Source organism: uncultured Hymenobacter sp., assembly GCF_964243305.1.
Taxonomy (GTDB): domain Bacteria; phylum Bacteroidota; class Bacteroidia; order Cytophagales; family Hymenobacteraceae; genus Hymenobacter.
Genome location: NZ_CAXTEF010000011.1, coordinates 89521 through 114220, shown reverse-complemented (window position 1 = coordinate 114220; position 24700 = coordinate 89521). Strand labels below are relative to the sequence as shown.

Below are 24700 nucleotides of genomic sequence, written 5' to 3'. Positions count from 1 at the left end.
TCTAAGACTTCAGCAATGTGTGGGTTCGTAAAATCATAAAGTATGAATGCAAAGACTAATGCCTTTCCATCATGTTTATGTTGACTACAGATGTTCAAAAATTGCTGATTGAAGCTGTGGAAGTCGAGTCCTTCGTTTTTCGAGTTTGATCGTACGGTATACATTTTGAGCGTTTTAATAAATGAGGAAGTAATATTTTTTTATTTTTGGAGTAATTGACCTTACCAAACAACTGGCAAACGTTAATCCAGCAACTCCACGCTAAAGTTAACCTTTGCATCTAACGCCTTGAACACCTTCATAACCGTTGCAAAACGCGCATCGGTCAGGCTATTTTCAAGTTTGGAAATCTGGGATTTTTGCACCCCTACGAGGTCGCCAAGCTGCTGCTGGGTCAGGTGGCGTTGCAGGCGGGCTTCCTTAATGGCTTTGCCGAGCAGGTCGAGGCGTAGCTCCTCTTCAAAGGCTTCACGCTTAGGGGTACCGATGGAGCCAATGTGCTCATCTATGGCTTCATCCAGGGAATAAAACTTGAGTTGTTCGTCGGTTTTCATAGCTTTTTTGTTTTCTGCTCGAAATATATTCTTCGGATTCTTTCCGCTTTATCAAGGTCTGCTTGGGGTGTTTTGCCCGTTTTTTTGATAATGCCGTGGGTCGTTAGGACCAAGGTGTCAACCAATTCAGACTTGTCCCAGAAGGCAAAGATTCGGTAATGCGTTTTGTTGAACAAGGTCCTGAATTCCCATATGTCGTCCGTTAGCTTTTTGAAAAGCTCCTGGTCGTTCACCAATTGAGCTTTGCGGATATTGTAGAGAATCTTATCGCGGGCCTTTTCATCTAACTCTCTAATAAACGCACGTACTTCGCCGGACAGCTGGACCTGAAATTTGACCTTCATGGGGTATGCTTTCAGCAAATATAATGTTTCCTGTTTAAGAAACTTTATGCACGCCCGCATCCAAACTGCCCTCATCAGCCTCGAAGCCACCCACAACATCCGCGTCCTCTACGCCTGCGAGTCGGGCAGCCGGGCCTGGGGGTTTCCCTCGCCGGATTCGGACTATGATGTGCGCTTTATCTACTGCCATCCGGCGGACTGGTACCTGACGCTGGACGAGGGGCGCGACACGCTGGACTTTCCGGTGGATGGGGAATTGGACCTGGCCGGCTGGGAGCTGCGCAAGGCGCTGCGGCTACTGCGCGGCTCGAACGCGGCTTTGTTCGAGTGGTTGCAGTCGCCGGTGGTGTATGGGGAAAGGCTGGATTTCCAGGCCCGGCTCGCGCCGCTGCTGCCGGCCTTGTTCAACCCCCGGGCGGGGCTGCACCACTACCTGGGGCAGCTGCGGCGCGGCGTGGAGGAAGATTTGGCGGGCGAAGAGGTGCGGCTGAAGCGGCTGTTCTACGCCCTGCGCGCGGCGCTGGCGGCCCGCTGGATTCAGGAGCGGCCTGGGGAGGCGGTGCCGCCGATGGAGTTTGCCAGGCTGCGGGCGCTGCTGCCGGCGGACTTGGCGGGCGAAGTAGACGAGCTATTGCGGCGTAAAGCCCACGCGAACGAGAAAACGATGGTGGCCCGGCCGGTGGCCCTGGCTGACTTTCTGCAGGACGAGCTGGCGGCGGGGCAGGCAGCGCGCGAGGGCTTGCCGGTGCCGCGCGGGGGTAGGGACTCGACTGAGCTGGATGTCCTGTTCCGGGCGCTGCTCAGCGAAGCTTTTGCGGCTTAAGACCCGGCTCCCATAAGTTTTCGCGCAGCATTCCGGCTGCCTTGCAGCGGTCAAGTTGCTTTATCATTCGCTTGATTCCCTACCCCCTTCTTTCTCCTGAAAGAGGCAAGCAGAAGTCCGCGCTACATTCGCTTATGACCATCGCTGATTTGCGCCGCCAGAACCTCATTCTTTTTGAAGCCGTCAGCGGCAGCCGGGCCTACGGCACCAACCTGCCGCACTCGGACACTGACCTCAAGGGCGTGTTCGTGCTGCCGGAGGACCAGTTTTTTGGCCTGGACTACGTGCCGCAGATAGCCAATGAAACCAACGACGAGGTGTTTTATGAGCTGCGCCGCTTCGTGGAATTGCTCTTGAAAAATAATCCCACGGCGCTGGAGCTGCTGGGCACGCCGGCCGATTGCATCGTCTACCAGCACCCGCTGTTTGCGCAGTTTCAGGCGGAGAATTTTCTCTCCAAACTCTGCCGGCAAAGCTTTGCCGAGTACGCCGTAGCGCAGATTCGGAAGGCCAAGGGATTGAACAAGAAGATTAACCATCCGGAGCCGCCGGCGCGCAAATCAGTACTGGATTTCTGCTACGTGACGGTGGGCGCCGGGGCCCAGCCCGTGGCCGGCTGGCTGGCCCGCCACGGCTACGAAGCCGCGCAGTGCGGCTTGGCCAACGTGCCGCATTTAACCGACCTCTACGCCTTGTTCGTGGATGCGACGCCCGAGCAGCGCCACGGCTACCGTGGGCTGGTGCGCGACGCGGAAACGTCGCAGGATGTGCAGCTCTCGGCCGTGCCCAGGGGCGAGCAGCCGGTGGCCTACCTCTCCTTTAACCGCAACGGCTACAGCACCTTTTGCCGCGTGTTTCGGGAATATTGGGAGTGGGTGGCGAAGCGCAACGCGGAGCGCTACCAGAACACCGTCAACCACGGCAAGAACTACGACGCCAAGAATATGCTGCACGTGTTTCGGCTGCTGCAAATGGCGGGCGAAATTGCCGAAACCAGGCAGCTGAGCGTGCGCCGCCCGAACCGGGAGTTTCTGCTCCAAATTCGCCGCGGCGAATTTGACTATGAGACGCTGGTAGCCGAAGCGGAGCAGCTGGTGAGTCGCGTAGAGGCCGCCTTTGCCGCCTCCGCCCTGCCGGAGGCCCCTGATAAAGAAGCGGCTGAGCAGGTGCTACGGCGGGTGCGACAGGCGTTTTACGAAACCGCAAGGTCAGAAGAATACCGTTCAGCTTAAACTCGATTAGCAGAGCCGTCAGGTGTTACGCCCATGCCCGATTCCCTACCCCCCTCCTGCCGCTGGACCGGCCAGGGCGAGCAGCTGCAAGCCTTTCACGACCACGAGTGGGGCGAGCCGGTGGCCGAGCCCCTTATCTTGTTTGAGTACCTGGTGCTGCACACCTTCCAGCTGGGGTTTGATTTTCCGGTGGTGCTAAAGCGGCGCGAGGCATTTCGGGAGCTGCTAGCGGGCTTCGACCCGGATAAGCTGGCGCGCTTTGACGAGGATGATATTGCTCAATTGCTGCTTAATCCGCGCATTTTGCGCAACCGCCGCAAGCTCGAAGCCACCGTGCAGAACGCCCAGGCCTGGCTGCGCCTGCGCCAGCACGTGGGCGGCGAGGCGGGCTTGCTGCCGTTTTTCTATGATTTCGTGGGCGGGCGGCCACTCGATAATTACCGCGACGCTGCCAACCCGGTGCCGCTTTCGACGCCAGCCAGCGAAGCGCTGAGCAAGGAGCTGAAGCGCCGCGGCTTCGTGATGACCGGGCCGGTGACCTGCTACAACATCCTGCAAACCGCCGGCTTGGTGAACGATCACCTGCTGAGCTGCCCGCGCCATGCCGAGTGTGTGCGGCTTGCTGGCGAGCTTACTTAGAAGTTTGATTCAGCCTGAGGAAACCAGTCTTCTCTTAAACTACGTCCGTCCCGGCTGGTTGAGGGTTTGACCAGCCATTTCAACTAATTATTTCGATCAACTTACGCTTATGCCCGTCCGCCACTACCCGGTTTTGCACGATTATGTGAAGGCCAACCGCTGCGTTGAGATTGAATATGACGATGTGGCTTTAGAGCTAATCGAGGGCGCCCTACCCCCCGATTTGGTGGGTACGCTGCTGCGCAACGGCAACGGGCGCTTTGAGAACCACGGCCAGGCCTATGAGCACCTCTTCGACGGCGACGGCATGGTGGCGCGCTTCCGCTTCGACGGGCAGCAGGTGCGCTACCGCAACCGCTACGTGCGCACCCAGGAGTTCGTGGCCGAGGAGAAGGCCGGCCGGCCGCTCTACCGCAGCTTCGGCACCAACCTGCCCGGCGGACTGCGGGCCAACTTCCTCAAAACGCAGTTTAAGAACACGGCTAATACTAGCCTTATCGAGCACGGCGGTCACCTGCTGGCCCTCTGGGAAGGCGGCCTACCCCACCGCCTCGACCCGGAGTCGCTGGCGACGCTGGAGCGCTTCGACTATGGCGGCGTGCTGCGCAACCCATTTTCCTGGCTCGACCGGCGCATCTCGCCCGAGATGCCTTTTTCGGCCCACCCCAAGGTGCACCCCACCACGGGCGTGCTTCACAATTTCGGTACCGTGGCGGGCCGCCAGCACCGGCTGGTGCTTTATGAGGTGAGCCCGGATGGGCAGGCGCGGGTGGCCCACGCGCTGCCGATGGCTGCGGCCACCTTCGCCCACGACTTTATTCTGACCCTGAGCGGGCACCAGATTTTCTTTCTCACCCCGGTTTCCTTCGACGTGCCACGCTCGCTGCTGGGGCTGCGCGCGCCGGCCGCCGCCATTCAGGTCGACCGGACCCAGCCCACCCAAATCGTGGTGCTCGACCCGGCCGGCGCGGTGCACCGGCTCAGCACCGACTTCGGCTTCGTCTTTCACTTCGTCAACGGCTACCAGGACGCCGACAGCACGCTCGTGGCCGACGCGCTGCTGATGGCTGATTTTCCCACCTCGCCCACCATGAAGGCGTACCTGGCGGGCAACATCGCCGACGACCAGCGCCAGGCGCGTTTCGTGCGCTTCCGCCTGGATTTAGATAAAGGCACCGTCACGCGCCAGTCGCTTTCCGATTATGAGGGCGAGCTGCCCGAAATTCACCCCGACCGGCTCGGGCAGCCCTACCGCTACAGCTGGGCCATCGGCCGGCCACCGAGCCATTCTCTACCCCTGCTCGACCACATCATCAAGCTCGACGTGCAAACCGGCGAGGCCCGCCACGCCCATCAGCCCGGCACGATGAGCAGCGAGCCGGTGGTGGTGCCGCGCCGCGGCCCCGATGGCCAGCCCGTCGCGGCCGAGGACGACGGCTACCTGCTCTACCTGCGCTTCACCGCTCCCGCCGGCCCCACCGAGCTGCTGGTGGCCGACGCCGCCGACCTGCGCCCCCTGGCCCGGCTGCGGCTGCCGCACAACATTCCGCTGGGTTTCCACGGCCTCTGGCAGCCGAAGAGTGGAGTTGAAATGAAAAGCAAGTAGGCTAAAGCAGTTAGTATCAGTTTGAAGCCTGAACGACGTAGAGACGCGACACTTCGCGTCTCTACGCGTGGCGGGGGGCGCAGTAATCTTATTGTCATTGATCATCCTACCCCCTCCTCTGCGTAGAGACGCGAAGTGTCGCGTCTCTACGACATTTATTCTCTATATAACCTATACTAACCTTTTTTGAGCGGGTCGTGGCCCCAGTTCATGAGCGAGTAGCGCCAGCGCGAGGTGGGCACATCTTCCTGGTGGTGCGGGCCCTGGGCCGAGTGGCGGCTCACGTAGCTGTGCACCTTGTGCATGTGCTGCTCGTCGTCGTCGGTCAGGTCGGCGGCTTTCTTGTGCAGAATCTCGATGATGCGCTCGCCGGAATGGTGGCCGACGCTGCTGCCGTCGCCGCTATCGAGGCCCACGGACTTGGACTCTTCAGTTTGGAGCCACTTTTCCAGCTCGGCGGCGCTCATGTTCACGTCTTGCTTGAATTGGTTGCGGATGTTGTCAGTCGGAGAGGAAGTAGCCATGTGGGGAAGGAGTTAAGGGGAAGGGAGGGGGTAGGGAATTTCAAGTAAAAGCCCGCGCTACTCACCGCCGTCGGTGGCGTGCTCGCGGGCGGCTTTGGCGGCGGCGGTGTTGTCGACGTGCTGCTGGCCGGTGCGGGAGCCGGCGAGCTTCTTGGCGTTGGTGGCCTTGCGCTGGGCGGGCGTCAGCTCGTCCCAGGCTTCCTTGGGCAGGTAGCGGGTGGTGGTGCCGTCGTCGTGGCGGGCGGGCTGCCCATCGGCGGTTCGCCAGTCCTGGGCGGTCCACTCGTCGAGGTGCTGCTGGGCCTCGGTGGGCTGGTCGTTCTGGTAGCCGCCCCCGGCCTTTTTATACTCGCTGGCCAGCAGCTGCGACTTGCGCGCGCTCCACTGCCCGGCCGCGCCGCCCTTCTCGCCGGCCTTGATTTCTTCTTTCAACCGCTCGCGCAGGGCCGGGTCGGTGTAGGTGTCTTCCGGGCTCCGCTTGAGCGTGGCGGGCTTCTTGGGGGCGGCTTTTTTGGGGGCGGTGGCCATGAGGAGAGTAAGATAAGGTTAAGTAGGGTGCGGGGCTCGCCCCCGCCCGGCGTTGAACAAAAGCAGGAGCGTGGCAAGCAAACGACAATCGGGCGGCAACCACGCGGCTCGGACGCCGGGCGGGGGCAAGCCCCGCACCCTACGTTACGCGATAATGATAAGCGCTGTTGAGTTTATTTTCCTACCCCCTCCCTACCGGACCAGCTGCTCGAACGCTACTTCCCCTGCCGATTACGCCGCCTGCGCCGCGTCATAGGCTGGCGCCGGCTCTACTGCCCTCACCTGCCGCAAGCCCCACAGAGCCAGCAGCACGACCGTCGCGCAGGTTAGCCCAATGACGGGGGCGGTGGTGACTTCCAGGGTCCAGCCGCTGATTTTGGCGGCCAGCACGTCGCCGAAGTTAATGAGGGCCATGTAGGTCGTGAACTGCGAGCCGGCCACGCGCTCGTCGCACAGGTTCATGAGCAGCGGCAGGGCGGCCACGCTCATAAAGGGGTCGATGAGGTTGGTGAGCACGATGCCGCCGGTGGCCACGGCCGGCTGCGTCCAGTAGGCGTGCAGCAGGTTGAGCGTGAGCAGGGCCAGGGCCACGCCGCCCAGCACCCAGCGTTGCAGGCGCACCGCGCCGAGGCGGTCGGAGAGCAGGCCGCCGCCGAGCAGCGCGCCCACGGCCAGCAAATTCACCCAGCTGCCTTCGAGCACCGACACATCCTGGGCGGCCCAGTGCAGCGAGTGAATCAGGGTGTAGATGTAGCTGTTATAAAATACGCCGCAGGCCATGTACACCAGCAGCACGCACCCAAAAATGCGCAGGCTGCGCCGCTGCCCGATGCTGCGAAACAACTCCCGGAACACGCGCAGCAGCGGAGGGTTGGCGGCGGGCAGGGGGGTAGGGATTTCGGCGGCGCGGGCCGGTGCGGGCGCCTCGGCCGGGGCTAGGCGGGGCCGGCGGCCGGGCCAACTCAGCGCGGGCAGCAGGCGGTCGGTGCGGTAGAGGCGAATGAAGAAGGTGAGGCCGGTGAAAAACAGCAGGGCCAGCGTTTGCAGCAGCGCCGCCCGCTGGAAGCCGTGCGCGTGCAGCACCGGCGCGAGCCCGGCGGCGCCCAGCGAAGTACCCAGCAGAAACCCGATGCGCATGAGCGAGTTAAGCCGGCCGCGCTCGGCTTCGGGCGTCACGGCGATGGCCATCGCGTCGACGCTCGTGTCCTGAATGGAGGCAAACAGGCTGTGGACAAAGAACAGGGCCGACATCAGCCCCAGCTGGGCCACCGGGTCGTGCACCAGCAGCAGGCCCAGCGAGGCGCCCGCCGCCACGAGCTGCGTGAGCACCACCCACTGCTTGCGGTGCCCGATAACCGAGTACTGAAACCGGTCCACAATTGGCCCCCACACGAACTGAAACGACCACGGCAGCCCTACTACCAGCACGAACGAGCCCACGGCGTTGGCGGTCAGGCCTTTTTCAATCAGATAGTTATAGATGGCCTGCGCCCGAAAGCCGGCCGGTAGCCCCTGCATCATGTACAGAAAGCAGAAGGTGAAGAAGCGCAGGTTGCGGCTTTCGCTCAGAACGGGAATCTTCACGGGCAGGGGGGTAGGAAATTGACGCCAGAATTAGCCGAATGACTTAGCCACAGCGCAGCGCCCCAAACTACGGACAAGCGGCCTGCTGGCGCAGCGGCAACCTGAACGATTGCGAAATGCCAACCAAATTAGAGCGGCTATGTTACTAAACCTCTCCTGGTCTTTTTATACATTTTCTTGCCCTCGTTTTATTTTTCATGAAGCACCTCTCCTTTCGCGCTGCCTTTTTCTTTTTTCTCATGGACTGGCTGCCGACCGCGCCGGTCCAGGCCCAAACCCAGCAGCAAGCCCCTACCCCCACCCGCACCGTCACGGGCCGCTGGATAAGGACAGCAAACAAGGACTGCCCGGCGCAACCGTGCTAGTGCCTGGCACTAATATCGGGGTAAGCACAATTACGGATGGCAGCTTCAGTCTAAGCGGAGTGCCAGCCACTGCGACACGCTTACGATTCAGCTTTGTTGGGTATCAGACAGTGGAGCAACCCATCACAGACGCTCCATTGCTAGTAGCACTGCCAGTACAGGTTTTTATAGATGAGGAAGTCGTCGTGACGGGCCTGGCCACGAGCATCAAGCGTTCCAACCTGGCTAACAGCGTGGCGACCATCGGCGGGCGGGAGTTGGTCGGCCAGACCCGGCCCGTGACGCTGGACGCGGCCCTGCAAGGCAAGCTGGCGGGCGCCGTCATCAGCCAGACCAGCGGGGCGCCGGGCGGCGGCATCTCGGTGCAATTGCGCGGGCCGTCCTCGATTATCGGCAACTCCGAGCCGCTCTACATCATCGACGGCGTGTACGCCAACAACGAGGCCTACGACAACGGCCGCAGCTCCAACGCCTTCAACCAGGCCGGCACCATCGGCCAACAATCTGGCACGACGAACCGCATTTCCGACCTTAACCCCGACGATATTGAGAATGTCGAGGTGCTGAAGGGCAGCAGCGCGGCGGCCATCTACGGCGCCCGCGCCAACGCCGGCGTCATCCTTATCACCACCAAAAAAGGCCGCGCCGGCCAGACCCGCGTGAGTTTGCGCCAGGACATCGGCGTGACCACCATTTTGCGCAAGCTGGGCTACGAAAACTGGACGGCCGACAAGATTGCGCAGGTGGCCGGCACGGTGGGGCTGCGCGGCTCCGGCGACGTGGCCGCCGAGCAGGCCCGGCTGGCGGAGGCGCAGGCCGCGGGCCGCATCTATAATTATGAGGATGAGCTGTTTGGCAACGTCGGCGTACTCTCCAACACCAACGTAAACGTGTCGGGCGGCGGGGAGCGGCTGCGCTTTTTCGCCTCGGCCGGCCGCGCCGACGAGGGCGCCATTCAGAAAAAGCTGGGCTTCGTGCGCAACACCGCCCGCCTGAACCTGAGCGCCGACCTAGCCCGCAACGTGGACGCTTCCTTCAATACTTCCTACATCAACTCCGAAAATAAGCGCGGCTTTAACGGCAATAACAACAACAATATCAGCGTGCCGTGGCTGCTCTCGTTCACGCCCAGCTACGCTGAGCTGCACCCCGACGCCCAGGGCCGCTACCCCGACAACCCCTACATCAGCGAGAACCCGCTGGCCCTGCGCGACCGCGCCATCAATAAGGAGACGACCAACCGCTTCCTGCAATCGGCCGCGGTCAACTGGTACGTGCTCCGGGGCGAGACTTCCTCGCTGCGCCTGAGCGGACAGGGCGGCGTCGATTTCACGCTCACCAACCAGGAACTGTATTTGCCCGAGGATTTGCAGTCGCAAAAGGGCCTTGCCTTGCCGGGCGCGTCGCGCTACACCAAGAATCAGCAGACCAACTATAACCTGCAAGGCGCGGCCGTTTATACGCGGCAAGTGGGCGCCGCGACCTTCACCACGCAGGCGGGGGTCGCGCGCATCTCCACGTCGGCCGACCTCTCCTTCACCCAGGGCCAGGGCACGCAGCCGGGCCTGCGCAACCCGCAGGCCGCCACGCTGCAAACGTTGGGGCAATTCTTCCAGAGCGGCATCGACATCGGCTACTTCGTGCAGCAGGAAGTGAATTTTGCCGACCGCATCATCGCCACGGCCGGCCTGCGCGCCGACCAAAGCAACCGCTACGCTGACCCCAACAAGCCGCTGTATTCGCCCAAAGCCTCGCTGGCCGTGAACCTGGCCAACTTTGATTTCTGGACCTATAAAGAAGCGGTAAACCTGCTCAAGCCGCGCCTGGCCTACGGCCAAACCGGCGGCACGATTCCCTACGGCGCCTACTACAACGCCACGCTGCCCACCGCCATCGGCGGGGCGCTCGGCACGCGCAGCTCACAGCTGCTGGGCTTCGCCGGTGTGCGCCCCGAGCGGGCCACCGAGCTGGAAGCGGGCCTCGATGCGGCGTTTCTGAACTCGAAAATCACGCTCGAAGCCAGCATCTACCGCAAGGTGGTGCGCGACTTTCTGTTTCCTTTCGCGCTGGCTGGCTCCACGGGCGTAACGCAGATTATTGCCTACCCGGTGGGCGACTTGCGCAATCAGGGTCTGGAAATTGGGCTGGGCTTCAAGGCGATTGACAAGCCTAACTTCAAATACACCGAGCAAACCCAGTCCTGGCTTAACCGCTCGGAAGTCACCCGCCTCGACGTGCCGGTGATGGCGGCCGGACCAGGCTACGACCCTTACTTCGGGCGCAACTATTTGATTGAGGGCCAGTCGCCCACGCGCTGGTTCGGCACGCCGCTCGACCCCGTGACGGGCCTGCCTACCCCCTACCAGGAGTCGCAGCCGCGCCATCAGGTCTCGTTTGCCAACACGCTGACTTTCTTCCAGAATCTGGAGCTGTTCTTCCTCATCCACGTCAAGGAAGGCGGCTACAACGACGTGCTGACCCGGCAGGCCTACGACATCGCCGGCACCACCCGAAACTGGAGCCGCCCCGCCACCGCCGCCGACGGCACCACCACGACCGAGGGCGCCGCCCGGGCCTTCCCCGCCACGCCCGACCAGGGCTTTCTGGAGGATGCCAGCTACATGAAGCTGCGCGAGGTTTCGCTCTACTACACGGTGCCGAAGGCGGCGCTCGGCGCGCTCGGCCGGGGCGTGGAGCGGCTGCGCGTGGGCGTGTCGGGCAACAACCTGGTGCTCATCACGCCCTACCGCGGCGGCTACGACCCGGAGGTGTCCAACTTCGGCATCACGCCCGTGGGCGGCTACCAGGACCTGTGGAATTTCCCGAGCGCGCGCCGGATGTTCTTCCATCTGAACTTTGATTTTTAAACCCGTAGGGGCGGGGCTTGCCCCCGCCCGCCTCTTGAACGATACTTAGTAGAATCACACCCTTAAAGCGCCAACGCCGGGCGGGGACAAGCCCCGCCCCTACTACTATGCATACCCCCCTCAAACTCCCCGGTCTGCTGCTAAGCGCCCTGCTGCTCGCCACCGGCTGCCAGCTCGACCGCCTCACCGACCCCAACAACCCGACCCTCGAATCGGCCGCTGACAACCCCACCAAGGCCAAGCTCGACCAGGTGGCGGCCGGCACCTTCGCCAGCATCCGCACCGACGTGGACGGCATCGTGTGGTACTACCTGACCACGGGCATTATCGGGCGCGAAATCTACGTGCTCTCGCCCGACCCGACCTACCTCGTGCCGCTGGGCGTGGGCGAGTTCAATAACAATAATTACTTGAGCGAGCGGTACTTCAACACCTACTCATCGGCGCGGCGCACGGCGCGGCTGCTGGCCCAGGGCGCCCAGAACTCGCAGTTCATTACTGAGCCGCAGCGCCAAGGCTACTTGGCCCTGGCCAACACGGCCGAGGCCTACGCCATGCTCGTGCTCTCGGATATGCTCTATGAAAACGGCCTGCGCGTCGACGTGAGCGACCCGCTCAAGCCGGGCAAGATTCAGCCCTACCCCGTGGTGCTGGCCGAAATCAGGAAGCGCCTCGATGCCGGCGCCACGCAGCTCAGCCAGGCCGGGGCGACCTTGCCCTTTGCCCTACCCCCCGGCTACACGGAGAAGGGCGGCGCGGGGCTGGACTTCACGACCCCAGCCGGCTTTCTCAAATTCAACCGCGCGCTGACCGCCCGGCTGGCGGTGCGGGCGGCGACGCGGCCCGGCGGCTCCTACCAGGACGCGCTGACGGCCGTGCAAGCCAGCTTTGCCGACCCCGCCGCGCCGATGACGGCCGGGCCGCGCTTCGACTTCGGCGTGAGCAGCCCCGACATCGCCAACCCGCTGTTTCAGGCGCCGGGCGTCAATGGCAGCGGCGGCACTGTGGCGCACCCCTCGTTTCTGCGCGACATCCGCCCCGGCGACACCCGCGCTAGCAAGGTCGTCAAGCGCGCCCCCGGCGCCGCCTCGGGCCTGAGCAGCGACGCCGAGCCCGTGCTCTACGCCACGCCCGGCAGCTCCATTCCGATTATTAAGAATGAGGAACTGCTGCTCATCGCGGCCGAAGCTAACCTGCGCCTGGGCAACCGCGCCGCGGCCATTTCGGCCATCGACGCTGTGGCCCAGGCTTACGGGTTGCGCTACGCGCCGGCCGCTTCGGCGTTGGATGATGATATTCTAAATGAGATTCTGTACCAGCGACGCTACTCGCTCTATTTCGAGGGGCAGCGCTGGGTTGATTTGCGCCGCCTGGGCAAGTTTGATTTGCTCAATGAGCCCGGCACCAGCACCCCCGAAAAGCTCAGCGACGGCACCCAAACCACCGTTATCAAGCAGCTGCCCACGCCTTTCTCCGAAATCGCCTGGGACCGGGCCAACCCGTAGCGCAGCTTTGGCCCAATTCCCTACCCCCTGCCCCGGCGCCAAGCGTCGGGGCTTTTTCAGGGGCTTTCATCTTCGTGAACTTAGCCTTCTTAAACGTAGCCGGCTATAGCACGCTAAGCGCGCCGCTGGGTGGTCTGGTCCGATGGCCCTAGGCCGTCCGACCGGCTGTCGTCTACGTTGTCAGAACAACTCAACCCAGCAACCTGCCGGCGCCATCGACAACCGGCCGAGCAGCCTGAGCGCCGTCAGACCGGACCGCCCAGCGGCGCGCGTTTACATTTGCCAGACACCTTCAATCCTCCCTTTCCATGACCATTCGCCCTTCGCTCCGCCGTATCCTTACCATCAGCGGTTTTAGTCTGGCGGCAGCCGCCCTGCTGGCTGGGTGCGCCGCCGCGGTCGGAGGCCGCAAAACCCGCGGTTACCTTGTCTACGTGGGCACCAACGTGGCCTCGGCCACCGACAACACGATTTACCTCTACCGCCTCGACCCCGCCACCGGCGCCCTGACGCCGGTGAGCGCCCAGCCCGGCGGCCCCAGCCCCACCTATCTGGCCCTGACGCCCGACCACCGCCGGCTCTACGCCGTGAACGAAACCGGCAATTTTCAGGGCCAGAGCAGCGGCAGCCTGCGGGCGTTCAGCGTGAATCAGCAGACCGGCGCCCTCACCCTGCTCAATGAGCAGCCCTCGACCGGCGCCTCGCCCTGCTATGTGAGCCTCGACCGCACCGGCAAAGCCGTGCTGGTGGCCAACTACACTGGCGGCAACGTGGCCCTGCTGCCGGTGGGCGCCGACGGGCAGCTCGTCGCCCCCACGGCCACCGACCAGCACGAGGGCCGCGGCCCCCACCCCAACCAGGACCGCGCCCACGCCCACTGCATCGTGCCCGACCCGGCTAACGCCTACGCCTTTTCCGTGGATTTGGGCACTGACCAGGTGACGGCCTACCGCCTTCAGCCGGCCCAGGGTCAGCTCGCGCGCCAGCCCGAGCCGGCCTTCCAGGCCAAGCCCGGCGCCGGACCACGCCACCTGACTTTTGCGCCCGGCGGAAAGCGGGCTTACCTGATTAATGAGCTGAACTCGACCCTGACCGCGCTGGACTACGACGCGGCGGCGGGCCGCTTCCGCGAGCTGCAAACCGTGCCCACGCTGCCCGGCAGCTACACCGGCACCAACTCCTGCGCCGACGTGCACGTCTCGCCCGACGGGCGGTTTCTCTACGCCTCCAACCGGGGCCACAACAGCATCGCCGTCTTCGCCCTCGATGCCGCCAGCGGCCAGATGAGCCTGGTGCAGCACATCAGCACCGAGGGCCAGACGCCCCGCAACTTCACCCTCGACCCCACCGGCCGCCTGCTGCTGGTAGCCAACCAGAACTCCAACAACATCGTCACCTTTCGCGTCGACCAAGCCACCGGCCAGCTCACCTCCACCGGACAAACCGTGACGCTGCCCTCGCCCATGTTCGTGCAAGTAGCCGAGGACTTTACGCGCTGAGCCGGGGCTGATTCCCTACCCCCCCTTGCCTACGCAAGGCCCCGCACCTCGGCTACCAGCGCGGTGCTGCCGCCCTGGTCGTCATCCGTGACGAGCAGCAGCTCCAGGCCGCCCGCCGCCAGCGCCCGGCGCACGGCCAGCCCCTCTACTTTACCGCGGTGAGCGCGCCCGTCGGCCCAGGCCAGGTGGGCGAAGTCAGCAGTCTGCTTTTCCAAGTCAATTACGCCTACAAAGGAGCCCAGCACGGCCCCGTCGAGCACCGCATCGGCAGTGTCCTCCACCGAGGCCGTGACCAGCAGCCGGCCCCCGGCAAACGTGGCCCCGGAAAAGCCGGCCGGCTGCCCTTGCAGCGCGGGCAGCGCAAACGAGAGCACCCGCGTCGGCAGCGGTGCCGGGTAGGCGGCCGGCACCCACAGGTGGGCTAATGCGGCCGGCAGGGGTAGGGCAAAGAGCTGGGCCGCCCCGCCACCCACCGCCCGTTGCAGCAGGAGCAGCTCCGTGTCGGTGGCCGCCAGCGCCTCGATGTTAAGCGTGGCGCCGGCCGGCAAAAGCGGGCGCAGCCGGGCAAACAGCAGCCCCAGGTCGAGGCGCTGCACGGCGGCGGGGGCAGTAGCTTCGCCCGCCGCGCCGCCCTCACCAGCCGCCGGGGCTGTGGGCGCGGGCAGCGTCACGAAGTAGCCGACCTCGCGGTTGGGCCGCGAGCCCGAGCCCAGCAACAGCAACCCGGCCGCGCCCGCCGGGCTGGTGATGGCCGTCAGACTTTCCAGGTCGGGCTTGGCACTCTTGGGGATGCGTCCGCTGGCGAAATCGGCCCCCACAAATAGCTCTACCCGCGCCGTAGGGGCCAGCGTGTCCGCATCGAGCAGGTAGAGAAACGGCGCATCGTCGCTGATGACGTAGGCCGTGGGGCCGATGATTTCAATGGCCGAGGCGGAAGGCAGTTCGGGCAGGTGGTCTTCGGAGTGAATAATGGCCGTCATAGTGGCAGAAGTACGCCAATGGCACTGAAGGAGCAGAAGACTGAGTAGGCCGGGCACGGCGCGGGGTTGCGAATGCAGCAGGATTTTCATTTACGTCAGGCGCAGGCAGCGGCTGACAATAATCAAATCAGCATTTATTGCTAGTGGAACAGTTCGCGGCCAACGGGACCAAGATACTTCGGCGGCACGGCGCCGATGCCGGATAGCTTAGCTGAACATCGCTAGCTCCTCTCTTTTCCTTAACTCCTTTCCTATCTTGCCGGGCAAAAACATCCTGCTTTCTAGTTGATGCACTCTTACGCTCCCGGCTTGCACTTGCTGGCTACGTTCGCGGCCCCGGCGCCGGCCCTGCGGAACACAGCGGGCTGCGCGGCGTTTTTTGACCAGCAGATTCAAACTTTCGGGCTGGAAAAAGTCGGCCAAGCCTACCACGCCTTTCCGGCGCCGGGCGGCTTTACCGCGGTGCTGGCCCTCACAGAGTCGCACCTCAGCATTCACACCTGGCCGGAGTATGGGCAGGCCACCTTTGACGTGTTCTTGTCGAATTTCCGGCGCGACAATGCAGCCACGGTGCGCGCCTTTTACGCGGCTACACTCACCTTCTTCGGCGCCACCGAGCTAACCTCCACCGAGTTGCGCCGATGACACCCAACCTTGCTGACGCGCCGGCAGTTGGCGACTCCGGCCCAGCCGAGGCGCCGCCCGCCACCCGAGCCTGTCCCCACTGCGGGCACGCCGTGCCGTGCTACCGCCCGGCCGAGAGCCGGTTTTTCAGCTGTCCAGAGTGCCGGCACTTTTTCCGGGCCGCGCCCGGCGAGCCCCAAGCTTACCTGGAGGCCAGCCCACTCACGGCCCCCGGCCCCGCCCCCCGGCTGGCACTGGGCAGCGTGGGTACGCTCAGCGGCTATCGCCTGCGCGTGGTTGGCTACCAGCGGCGCGGCGAGCAGGGCGACGCGGCGCAGTGGGGCGAATACCAACTGGCGCCGGCCGACGCCACTGCCGAAGCCGCTGCTGCGGCTGACCCTGCTTTTCCGCTGCAACTGGCCGAATACCAGGGCCACTGGCTGCTGATACGGCCCGCCGCCCGCGGTCCCCAGCGGGTGGTAGGGCGGGGCGTTGTTTGGAACGACCCTGCGGATGGCGACCGGCCCTACCGCCTCTGGCACCGCTACGAAACGCGCATCGTGGAAGTGCGGGGCGAGTTTGCCGACAATGTGCTGGCCGCCAAGCCTCACAACGTAGTCGAGTTAGTTAGCCCGCCCTACCAGCTGGTCGGCGAGGTGCAGCCGGGCAAAACCTACACCTGGTACCGGGCCCGCTACTTGGAGCCGAAACAGGTAGCGGCCGCCTTTGGCCTGCGTCCCGACCAGTTGCCCACACGCACGGGCGTTGGGGCGGCGCAACCGCCGCCGGGCAGCCTCAGCTGGGGGCGCCTCACGCAGCTGGCCTGGGCCGGCCTGGTGCTGCTGCTCGTCTTGCAGGCGCTGCTGCTACTGCGTCAGGCGCCCATGCTGGCCGAGCAGGAGTTCACATTGCCCGACCAGACCGCTGCGGGCGACTCCCTGGCCGTTCGCTACCAGCGCGCCCAACTGGGGGCTGCCGCCGATAGCCTCCGCTCAACTCAGTCGTCGGCTTTTGGTGGGCCAGTTACCGTAGCCGAAGCCCAACGGGTGCAGCTAGCCCGCCGCCAAGCCACCGATAGCCTCTGGGCGCGGCGCCGGCAAGCCTACGCCGCCGCTATAAATGCTCCGCCACTGCCCATCACGCTCATCTCCCGCTCCTTCCAAGTGGAAGGCCCCACGGCGCTTAGTCTGCACCTGGAAGCGCCGGACCTGGCCAATAGCTGGGTGGAGGTCAGCGCCAGCCTCATCAATGAGCAAACCGGCCGCGCTTACGAGGCCACCCGCGCCCTGGAATACTACAGCGGCACGGAGAGCGGCGAGCGCTGGAGTGAGGGCAGCAAATCGGCCAGCGTCGACTTCAATGCCGTGCCCAGCGGACGCTACCACGTGAACCTTTATCCTACGACCGACCCCCTGCAACCCTACAAGAATACGCTGGGCCTGCGCGTGACGGCTGATAATGGCTTGTGGAGCAATTTCTGGCTCGCGCTGCTGGCCTTGGGGCTGCCGGTGCTGCTGCTCAGCATTCGGCGCTACTATTTTGAGCAGGAGCGCTGGCAAAACAGCAACTATGGGCCGCAGGAGTAGCGATAAAAAGGCGCTCCCGCTGAGTGAAGCGGAGCCGAAGCATTTTGCCCGCTGACCCGCCCGGTGAACAGAATGAATAAATTCCCTACCCCCTCTCCGCTGGCCAAGAGGCCAAGGTGCCCGGTCCTGTTCAGCACGACTACCTTTTCAACTCATACTTCATAAATCGAAAGAATGCCCGACTTTCTTCGCTCCTTGTGGCTGGCCGCCCGCGCCCTACCCCTCTACGCGGGCCTGGTCCTGCTCAGCCTGACGGGCTTTGTTTGGGCCGGGCTGCACGGCACCCGCCTGCTCGGCGACGACAACGAGAGCACCGAAACGCTGGGCTCGGCCGGCCGCGGCGCCAGCGGCGGGCACGCGCGCTACTATCATAAATAATCAGCCTCACTAAGCGCCCCGCGCGAACATTCACTCAGTTCCTACTATGGAATACCTGAACCCCAAGGCCTTTACAGCCTCGCTCATCTATTCGCTGCTGGGCATTATTATTCTGGTGCTCAGCTTCTACCTGTTCAATAAGCTCACACCGGGCACGCTGCGCAAGGAGATTCTCGAAGACCACAACCTGGCCCTGGCCGTAATGGCGTCGGCCTTTATGCTGGCCGTGGCCCTCATCATCAGCGCCGCCATTCATGGCTGAGCCGGGCCTGCTGACGGCCGCGCCGCCCGCCGAGCCGGCCGCGCTGCCGGGCCGGGCCAACCCGCAGCCGCCGGGCTTGCTGCTGGCGGCGGTGGCCGTGATTGCTACCTGCGGACTCATTTATGAGCTGGTGGCCGGCACGCTGGCCTCCTACCTGCTCGGCGACTCGGTGACGCAGTTTTCGACCATCATCGGCGCCTATCTGTTTGCGATGGGCATTGGCTCCTACCTGTCGAAATTTCTCGATGGGCCGCTGCTGCGCTGGTTTATCCGGCTCGAAATCCTGGTGGGGCTGGTGGGCGGCTGTATGGCGCCACTCTTGTTTCTGCTCTTCGAGTACGTCACCTCGTTCCGGCTGCTGCTCTACGCGCTGGTAGGGCTCACGGGCATCCTGGTGGGGCTGGAAATCCCGCTGCTGATGCGTATTCTCGAAAACCGCTACCCCTTCAAGGACCTCGTGGCCAGGGTGTTCAGCTTCGACTACGTGGGCGCGCTGCTGGCTTCGCTGATTTTTCCTTTGGTGCTGGTGCCGCAGCTCGGGCTCATTCGCACCTCGCTCGTGTTCGGCGCCCTCAACTTGGTGGTGGCGGCCGTGGTGCTGGCGCGCTTCCCCGAAACGCGGCCCTACCGGCGGCGCTTCGCCACGGGCATCGCCGCGGCGCTGCTGGGGCTGGGCGTTTTGTTTGTTTTCGCCAACAAGCTGCTTGCCTACACCGAGACGTTAGCCTTCCAGGACCAGGTTATCTACTCGAAGTCAACGCCTTATCAGCGCATCGTGCTCACCCACAATGCCCGCGAGCTGCGGCTGTTCCTCAACGGCAACTTGCAGTTCAGCTCCAGCGACGAGTACCGCTACCACGAGGCGCTGGTGCATCCCCTGATGCAGGCGCTGCCCCAGGCCCGCCGGGTGCTGGTGCTGGGCGGTGGCGACGGCCTGGCCGTGCGCGAGCTGCTGAAATACCCGCGTCTGGAAAGCATCCGGCTGGTCGATTTGGACCCCGGCATGACGGAGCTGTTCCAGCACAACGAGCTGCTGCTCAAGCTAAATAAAGGCGCCCTGCTCTCGCCAAAAGTGCAGGTCGTCAACGCCGACGCCTACCAGTGGGTGCGCCAGGATGCGGCCCGCTACGACGCCATCATCGTCGATTTCCCCGACCCCAGCAACTACTCCATTGGCAAGCTCTACTCGGCCGCGTTCTACCAGGCGCTGCGCCAGCGGCTGGCGCCGGGCGGGCGGCTGGTAGTCCAAAGCACCTCGCCCTACCTGGCGCGGCAGTCGTTCTGGTGCGTGGCCCACACCTTGCAAGCCGTGGGCCTGCACGTGGTGCCTTACCACGCCTTCGTGCCTTCGTTCGGCGAGTGGGGCTACGTGCTGGCCGGCCCCGACACGCACTGGCGCGGCGATGCCGGCCCGCTGCCGGCCGGCTTGCGCTTCATCACAGCCGGCGTCATCCACGATATGCTGCGCTTCCCGCCCGATATGAGCGAGGTGCCCACGGAGATTAATCAGCTAAATAACCAGGCATTGGTGCGCTATTTTGAGGAGGATTGGGGGCCATACGTGCACTGAATAAGGTCCGGGACGCTGTTTCCCTACCCCCCATTATCCTGAGCAAAGCCCAAGACCTTACGTCAGTTGACTGACGCAACAAATCCATTGTCCAGCGTCTGGACATCGTTTCCCGGTGAGAAACTGCTTGGCGAAACTCAGTCTGACAGACTATTAAAAATTCTCATATAAGAAAGCCTTATGCCTACCCGCCGCACTTTCCTCACGCAAGCCAGTGCCGCGGCGGCTGGCACCCTGCTGGCTCCGGCGCTGCTAACCAGCTGCGCGGCTGGCAATTCGCTGGCCCACATCAGCGGGGAGCTGCACGGGGCCAACGCGGCGCTGGGCCACCTGCTGCGCACCCCCGGCCAACTCCCTACCCCCTCTCAAACCCGGCAAGCCGACGTGCTCATCATCGGTGGGGGCGTGGCGGGGCTATCGGCCCGGCGCTGGCTGCACCAGCAGGGCCACGTCGATACGCTGCTGCTGGAAATGGCCGCCGCGCCGGGCGGCAACGCCGCTGCCAGCCACAATGCCGTGTCGGCCTACCCCTGGGGTGCACACTACCTGCCCGTGCCCGACGTGCGCAACCGCGAGCTGCTCGACTTTTTAACCCAAACCGGCACGCTCACCGGCCACGATGCGGCCAGCGGCTTGCCCATCTATAACGACTATCAGCTCTGCCACGACCCCGAAGAGCGCCTGAACATCAACGGCCACTGGCAGGAAGGGCTGGTGCCCACTCTTGGCCTGAGCGCCGATGACGAGGCGCAGTTCGGCCGGTTTTTCGGCTTGATTGACCAGCTTAAAGCGGCCCAGGGCGCCGATGGCCGGGATGCTTTCCGCATTCCCCTAGACCTGTGCAGCACCGACCCGCAGTTTCGGCAGCTCGACCAGCTATCGTTTGCCGACTACCTGGCGCGGGAAGGCTTCACGGCGCCGGCCCTGCGCTGGTACCTGGACTACTGCTGCCGCGACGACTACGGCGCCCGCGCCGCGCAGGTGTCGGCCTGGGCCGGGCTGCACTACTTCGCCAGCCGCAAAGGCCGGGCCCACAACGCCTCGGCGGCCGATGTGCTCACCTGGCCCGAAGGCAACCGCTTCCTCACCGAGCAGCTGCGGCGCCACGCCGACGGACCCATCCAAACCAGCACGCTGGCCTACGAGCTGCGCGAAACGCCTACCGGCGTCGAGGTGCTGGCCTACGACGCCAGCACCCGCCAGAGCACCTGCATCCGGGCCCGGCGGGTGGTGCTGGCCACGCCCGCCCACATCTCGCGCCGGCTGCTGGCCCAGGTGCCCGGCGGCCACGCGCTGCCGCCCGCGGCGGCCCTGCACCACGCACCCTGGCTCGTGGCCAACCTCACCGTGGCCGGTCTGCCCCAGGGCCCCGGCCGCCCCCTGAGCTGGGACAACGTGCGCTACAATAGCGCCTCGCTGGGCTACATCAATGCCACCCAGCAGGCCCTGAGCCTCGACGCCAACGGCCCGAAAGTCATCACCTTGTGTTGGCCCCTGACGGACGAAGCCCCCGATGAGGCCCGCCGCCGTGCCTACCAGACCAGCTATGCCCAGTGGCTGCCCCGCGTGGTGGCCGAGCTGGAAACCTACCACCCCGGCGTGACGCCCTACATCCAGCGGGCCGACCTCTGGCTCTGGGGCCACGGCATGGTGGCGCCCACGCCGGGCCTGGTGTGGGGCGCGGCGCGGCAGGCCGCGCTCCAGCCGTTGCGGGGCCGCATCTTCTTTGCCCACACCGATTTTAGCGGCATCTCGGTGTTCGAGGAAGGCTTCTACCAGGGCATCCGGGCGGCGCGGGAGGTGCTGGCGGTGAACGGTCATGCGTCAAAATAAATGTCATGCTGAGCTTGTCGAAGCATCTCGCCCGCTGACCAACCAAGTCCCGAACAACCGTCGCATTTCCTACTCCCCCCATCCTGCCAAGACGCTGCGCGGAACCTGGCGTGACGTTTCTCTTTAACTTTAAATTCAAGCCAAATGCAGCCCTGGATACGCTCGGCGCGCTATGACGGGCTGCTGATTCTGGCGCCCCCGTTTTTGGCCTTGGCCCTGGTGCTGGCCGTGCCGCCCGCCTACCGAAGCACCACCCGGATGCCCCTGCTGGCCTGGGTCGGGCTGGTGCTGCTCATTGATGTAGCCCACGTGTACGGCACACTCTTCCAAACCTACTTCGACCCCGTGAGGCGCCGACAGTGGCCGACGCTGCTCTGGGCCGCGCCGCTGGCCTGCTACGCGGCGGGCGTGGCGCTGCACGGCGTGAGCGGGCTGCTGTTCTGGCAGGTGCTGGCTTATCTGGCTGTGTTTCACTTTATTCGGCAGCAGTACGGCTTTCTGCGGCTGTATGCCCGGCACGAGTGCGCGGCGTCGCCGGGCGCCGCTACGCGGCCCCTGCCCGGGCAGGGCTTGGCCGCGGCCCTCATTTACTACGCCACCATCTACCCGCTGCTGTACTGGCACTTTTCGCCGCCACGCAATTTCAACTGGTTTGTGGCCGGCGATTTCGTGCAGCGCGACTGGCCCGCCGGACGCCTCGTAGCCACCGTGCTGTATAGCAGTCTGATTGGCCTTTACCTGCTGCGCGAAGCCGCCGAATGGCGCCGCACGGGCCAGCTTAATGTGCCGCGCAACCTGCTGCTGACCGGCACGCTGGTTTCGTGGTACGCCGGCATCGTCTGGTTCAACGGCGATCTGGCCTTCACCCTGCTCAACGTCGTCTCGCACGGCATTCCGTACCTGGCGCTGGTCTGGAGCACCGGCGCCGCACCGCTGGCCGCGCCCGCCGTCTCCGTTGGCCGGCGGCGGGGCCCCTGGGCCGGGCGCTACGGGCTGGCCGTGTTTCTGGGGCTGATTGCCGTATTCGCTTACCTGGAAGAAGGATTGTGGGACGGCCTGGTTTGGCGCGAGCACCAAGCCGCATTCGGCTGGTTCCAGTCCCTCCCCCCCATCTCGCGCCCAACCCTGCTCATGTGGCTGGTGCCGCTGCTGGCCCTGCCCCAGGCCACGCACTACGTGCTCGACGGCTTCATTTGGCGGCGAAAGCGGTGAGGAGCTAGCTGGCAGAAACTATGCTTAATTACTTGGTAATCACTAATTCTACGCGCCGGTTGAGCTTGCGGGTTTCTTCGCGGTCGTTTTTGAAGCGCGGCTTGGTGCCACCAAAGCCGATGGTGGTGATGCGATTCTCACTTACGCCGCGGCTCACCAGGTAGCGCTTGACTTCGGCCACCCGGTCTTCGCTGAGTTGCTGGTTTTTGTCGGCCGGACCCACGTTGTCGGTGTGGCCTTCGAGGCGAATCTCAATTTTGGGGCTCAGGGCCAGCGTGCTGGAAAGGCGGTTCAGTTCGGCATAGGAAGCCGCGAGCAGCGTAGCCTTGCTTTGGGCGAAGATGATGGTGGGCAGCTCGAGCCGGGCGCCCACGACCGCCGGTCGCAAGAGCAAATCGCGCCCCACCGAGCCGCTGGCGAAGCGCACCGTGTCCACGGTGCTCAGGAAGCCGCCGCCCCCGCTGGCCTCGACGCGGTAGCGGCCGAGCAAGAGCGAGAGCTGGAAGCCGCCGGTGTTGCCCTCCACCCGGCCCGAGGCCCGAAAATCAACCTGCCCTGCCAGCAGCGTGGCTTTGACTTCGGCGCCGGCCACGGGCTGCCGGGTGGCCGCATCGAGCACCCGGCCGGTAAAGAGCACCCGCGGGCCGGCCTCGTTGGCCACCAGCGTGCTGTCGGGCCGCGCGCGCTCCACGCGGGCGGTGCGGAAGAGGTTGGCGGGCGCGCCGGGGGTAGGCGAGGCGGCGTAGTAGGCCTGCTGCCCGTCGGCCGTGATAGAAAAATAGGCGTCGAAGCCGGGGCCGTTCACGGGCGCGCCCAGGTTGCGCGGCTCGCTCCAGCGGCTCCACGAGTCATCCAGCCGCTCACTCACGAACACGTCGGCCGAGCCGTAGCCCTGGTGGCCCATTGAGCTGAAATACAGCGTTTTACCACCGGGTGCAAGCCAGGGCGCGAACTCAAAGCCTGGCGAGTTGACCACCGCGCCCAAGCTGCGCGGCTCCGAATAGCCGCCGCTGCCCTCGCGCCGGCTCACGTACAGGTCATTGAGGCCTTCGGAGTCGCCGCGCTCGAGCGAGAGCAAGAGCACCTGCTGGTCGGCGCTCATAAAAAAGCCGGTAGCCACTGTAGCGGCGTAGTAGTTGGCGATGCGCACGGGCTGGGGCCGGGTGGCCTTGGCGCCATCGGGGGGGGTAGGGATTTCAGCCAGCGAGCAGCCTTCATCGCGAAAGGCACCGGCCTCGTAGGTGCCGCGCAGCAGCAGGCGCGCCGGGCCGCCCGCCTTGCCGCCGCCCCCCACCACGGCCAGTACGCCGTTGTTCTGGGGCGTGTTGAAGGCGTCGAGGCGGGTGGGCGGGCCCCAGGTGAGGCCCTGGTCGGGGCTGCGGCTCACCCAGGCATCGCCCGACTCGGCGGCGCCTTCGGTGTTGCCGGCAAAGCGGGTGCGGGCGAAATATAGCGCGCGGTTGTCGGGACTGATTACGGGTTGCAGCTCATTGCCGGCCGAGTTGATTTGGGCGCCCAGCGGCTGCGGCGGGCCGAACGCCGGCCCTTTAGTGTCCAGGTTCAGTCTTAGCTTGAACAGGCGCCACTGCTGGCTGGCCCGCCCGCTGGCGCGCTGCGCCACCACGGTCGTGCCGTTGAACTTGTCGGCCGCCGACAGGCCCGCCACCAGGCCCTCGGCGCGGTTTTCGAGCTGAAAGCTGCCCGCCGGCCCGGCCGGCACCAGCCGCCACTGCTGGTTGGTGGCGCCGTTGAAGGGGCGCTGCACCAGGGGCACGTTTTCGCCGGCCCGCTCCAGGGTCAGGCACTGCCCGCTGTGCTTGACTTGCAGGCGGTAGTACTCGCCGCCGGCCCGGATGGAGACCAGCTGCCACTGCTGGCTCGGGGCGTGGGTGAACTCCCACTGCACCAGGGGCGTGCCGGTTTTGGTATTGGCCCGCTCCACGTCCAGGGCCCGGCCCGAGGCCCGGCAAATCACGCCGTACTGGGCCCGCTCGTCGGGCGCGAAAGCCGTTTGAGCCCCGCCGGACCGGCTTGCCAGCAGCGCGACCGCCAGGAATAAAGCCGGTAGGAATCGAAGATGAAGTAGCATATGCGCCAGAAACGAGACGGCGCAAGTTACGGTATGGCGGCCGTGACGAAGTAGCGTAGTCAGGTAGCGACTTACTTTCCTACCCTCTCCCGCAAG

At 64.6% G+C, this 24700-nt stretch carries 22 protein-coding genes; 15 read left to right on the top strand and 7 right to left on the bottom strand.

Translation table 11 applies throughout. From position 1 onward, the window contains the following. Positions 1–242 precede the first annotated feature (242 nt). Positions 243–554, bottom strand: coding sequence for a helix-turn-helix transcriptional regulator (locus ACFE70_RS09070; RefSeq protein ID WP_375417416.1), 312 nt, complete (start codon positions 552–554; stop codon positions 243–245). Beyond that, positions 551–898: a type II toxin-antitoxin system RelE/ParE family toxin gene (locus ACFE70_RS09065; protein WP_375417415.1), complete on the bottom strand. Its 348-nt coding sequence runs from the start codon at positions 896–898 to the stop codon at positions 551–553. Before ACFE70_RS09065 ends, ACFE70_RS09070 begins: the two co-directional genes overlap by 4 nt. A 46-nt stretch (positions 899–944) precedes the next feature. On the opposite strand from ACFE70_RS09065, the gene ACFE70_RS09060 reads away from it, so the two are divergent. The 4 genes from ACFE70_RS09060 to ACFE70_RS09045 all read left to right on the top strand — a co-directional run bounded on the left by ACFE70_RS09060 (position 945) and on the right by ACFE70_RS09045 (position 5198). Continuing rightward, entirely contained in the window at positions 945–1721 is a 777-nt protein-coding gene (locus ACFE70_RS09060) for a DNA polymerase beta superfamily protein (protein ID WP_375417414.1), read from the top strand. A gap of 134 nt (positions 1722–1855) precedes the next feature. Beyond that, the gene (locus ACFE70_RS09055) at positions 1856–2953 is read left to right on the top strand and encodes a DNA polymerase beta superfamily protein (protein WP_375417413.1); all 1098 of its coding nucleotides are present in this window, start codon (positions 1856–1858) and stop codon (positions 2951–2953) included. 33 nt (positions 2954–2986) lie between these two features. Then, positions 2987–3592 carry a DNA-3-methyladenine glycosylase I gene (locus tag ACFE70_RS09050; protein WP_375417412.1) on the top strand — a complete coding sequence of 202 codons (606 nt, stop codon included), beginning with the start codon at positions 2987–2989 and terminating at the stop codon, positions 3590–3592. Positions 3593–3701: 109 nt separating this feature from the next. Continuing rightward, on the top strand, positions 3702–5198 hold the full coding sequence (locus ACFE70_RS09045; RefSeq protein ID WP_375417411.1) for a carotenoid oxygenase family protein: 1497 nt from the start codon (positions 3702–3704) through the stop codon (positions 5196–5198). A gap of 176 nt (positions 5199–5374) precedes the next feature. Here the strand turns inward: ACFE70_RS09045 and ACFE70_RS09040 are convergent, their stop codons facing one another. The 3 genes from ACFE70_RS09040 to ACFE70_RS09030 all read right to left on the bottom strand — a co-directional run bounded on the left by ACFE70_RS09040 (position 5375) and on the right by ACFE70_RS09030 (position 7834). Next, positions 5375–5722: a DUF3140 domain-containing protein gene (locus tag ACFE70_RS09040; RefSeq protein ID WP_375417410.1), complete on the bottom strand. Its 348-nt coding sequence runs from the start codon at positions 5720–5722 to the stop codon at positions 5375–5377. A 57-nt stretch (positions 5723–5779) separates the two neighbouring features. Further along, positions 5780–6250: a hypothetical protein gene (locus tag ACFE70_RS09035; RefSeq protein WP_375417409.1), complete on the bottom strand. Its 471-nt coding sequence runs from the start codon at positions 6248–6250 to the stop codon at positions 5780–5782. Positions 6251–6481: 231 nt separating this feature from the next. Next, entirely contained in the window at positions 6482–7834 is a 1353-nt protein-coding gene (locus ACFE70_RS09030) for an MFS transporter (RefSeq protein WP_375417408.1), read from the bottom strand. Between the two features lie 197 nt (positions 7835–8031). Here ACFE70_RS09030 and ACFE70_RS09025 point away from each other — a divergent pair, with 197 nt between their 5' ends. The 4 genes from ACFE70_RS09025 (at position 8032) to ACFE70_RS09010 (ending at position 14070) form a co-directional block, all read left to right on the top strand. After that, complete coding sequence (locus ACFE70_RS09025) at positions 8032–8199, top strand: hypothetical protein (protein ID WP_375417407.1); 168 nt, start codon at positions 8032–8034, stop codon at positions 8197–8199. Then, complete coding sequence (locus ACFE70_RS09020; RefSeq protein ID WP_375417406.1) at positions 8193–11066, top strand: SusC/RagA family TonB-linked outer membrane protein; 2874 nt, start codon at positions 8193–8195, stop codon at positions 11064–11066. Before ACFE70_RS09025 ends, ACFE70_RS09020 begins: the two co-directional genes overlap by 7 nt. A 107-nt stretch (positions 11067–11173) precedes the next feature. Beyond that, entirely contained in the window at positions 11174–12571 is a 1398-nt protein-coding gene (locus ACFE70_RS09015; protein WP_375417405.1) for a RagB/SusD family nutrient uptake outer membrane protein, read from the top strand. Between the two features lie 308 nt (positions 12572–12879). Next, positions 12880–14070 (top strand): lactonase family protein, encoded by a 1191-nt coding sequence (locus ACFE70_RS09010; RefSeq protein WP_375417404.1) that lies wholly within the window; start codon positions 12880–12882, stop codon positions 14068–14070. A gap of 29 nt (positions 14071–14099) precedes the next feature. Here the strand turns inward: ACFE70_RS09010 and ACFE70_RS09005 are convergent, their stop codons facing one another. Continuing rightward, positions 14100–15050, bottom strand: a complete 951-nt coding sequence (locus ACFE70_RS09005; RefSeq protein WP_375417403.1) for a DUF6929 family protein — start codon at positions 15048–15050, stop codon at positions 14100–14102. A gap of 288 nt (positions 15051–15338) precedes the next feature. Here ACFE70_RS09005 and ACFE70_RS09000 point away from each other — a divergent pair, with 288 nt between their 5' ends. The 7 genes from ACFE70_RS09000 to ACFE70_RS08970 all read left to right on the top strand — a co-directional run bounded on the left by ACFE70_RS09000 (position 15339) and on the right by ACFE70_RS08970 (position 22515). Then, positions 15339–15695 carry an S-adenosylmethionine decarboxylase family protein gene (locus ACFE70_RS09000; protein WP_375417402.1) on the top strand — a complete coding sequence of 119 codons (357 nt, stop codon included), beginning with the start codon at positions 15339–15341 and terminating at the stop codon, positions 15693–15695. Beyond that, positions 15692–17260, top strand: coding sequence for a hypothetical protein (locus ACFE70_RS08995; protein WP_375417401.1), 1569 nt, complete (start codon positions 15692–15694; stop codon positions 17258–17260). Before ACFE70_RS09000 ends, ACFE70_RS08995 begins: the two co-directional genes overlap by 4 nt. Positions 17261–17434: 174 nt before the next feature. Further along, positions 17435–17638, top strand: coding sequence for a hypothetical protein (locus ACFE70_RS08990; RefSeq protein ID WP_375417400.1), 204 nt, complete (start codon positions 17435–17437; stop codon positions 17636–17638). 46 nt (positions 17639–17684) lie between these two features. Then, complete coding sequence (locus ACFE70_RS08985) at positions 17685–17900, top strand: DUF350 domain-containing protein (RefSeq protein ID WP_375417399.1); 216 nt, start codon at positions 17685–17687, stop codon at positions 17898–17900. Continuing rightward, the gene (locus tag ACFE70_RS08980; protein ID WP_375417398.1) at positions 17893–19470 is read left to right on the top strand and encodes a polyamine aminopropyltransferase; all 1578 of its coding nucleotides are present in this window, start codon (positions 17893–17895) and stop codon (positions 19468–19470) included. Before ACFE70_RS08985 ends, ACFE70_RS08980 begins: the two co-directional genes overlap by 8 nt. 180 nt (positions 19471–19650) lie before the next feature. Then, positions 19651–21303, top strand: coding sequence for an FAD-dependent oxidoreductase (locus ACFE70_RS08975; RefSeq protein WP_375417397.1), 1653 nt, complete (start codon positions 19651–19653; stop codon positions 21301–21303). A 144-nt stretch (positions 21304–21447) separates the two neighbouring features. Next, the gene (locus ACFE70_RS08970; RefSeq protein WP_375417396.1) at positions 21448–22515 is read left to right on the top strand and encodes a hypothetical protein; all 1068 of its coding nucleotides are present in this window, start codon (positions 21448–21450) and stop codon (positions 22513–22515) included. A 28-nt stretch (positions 22516–22543) separates the two neighbouring features. Here ACFE70_RS08970 and ACFE70_RS08965 read toward each other — a convergent pair whose 3' ends face one another. Continuing rightward, positions 22544–24604: an RICIN domain-containing protein gene (locus ACFE70_RS08965; protein WP_375417395.1), complete on the bottom strand. Its 2061-nt coding sequence runs from the start codon at positions 24602–24604 to the stop codon at positions 22544–22546. Positions 24605–24700: the final 96 nt, after the last annotated feature.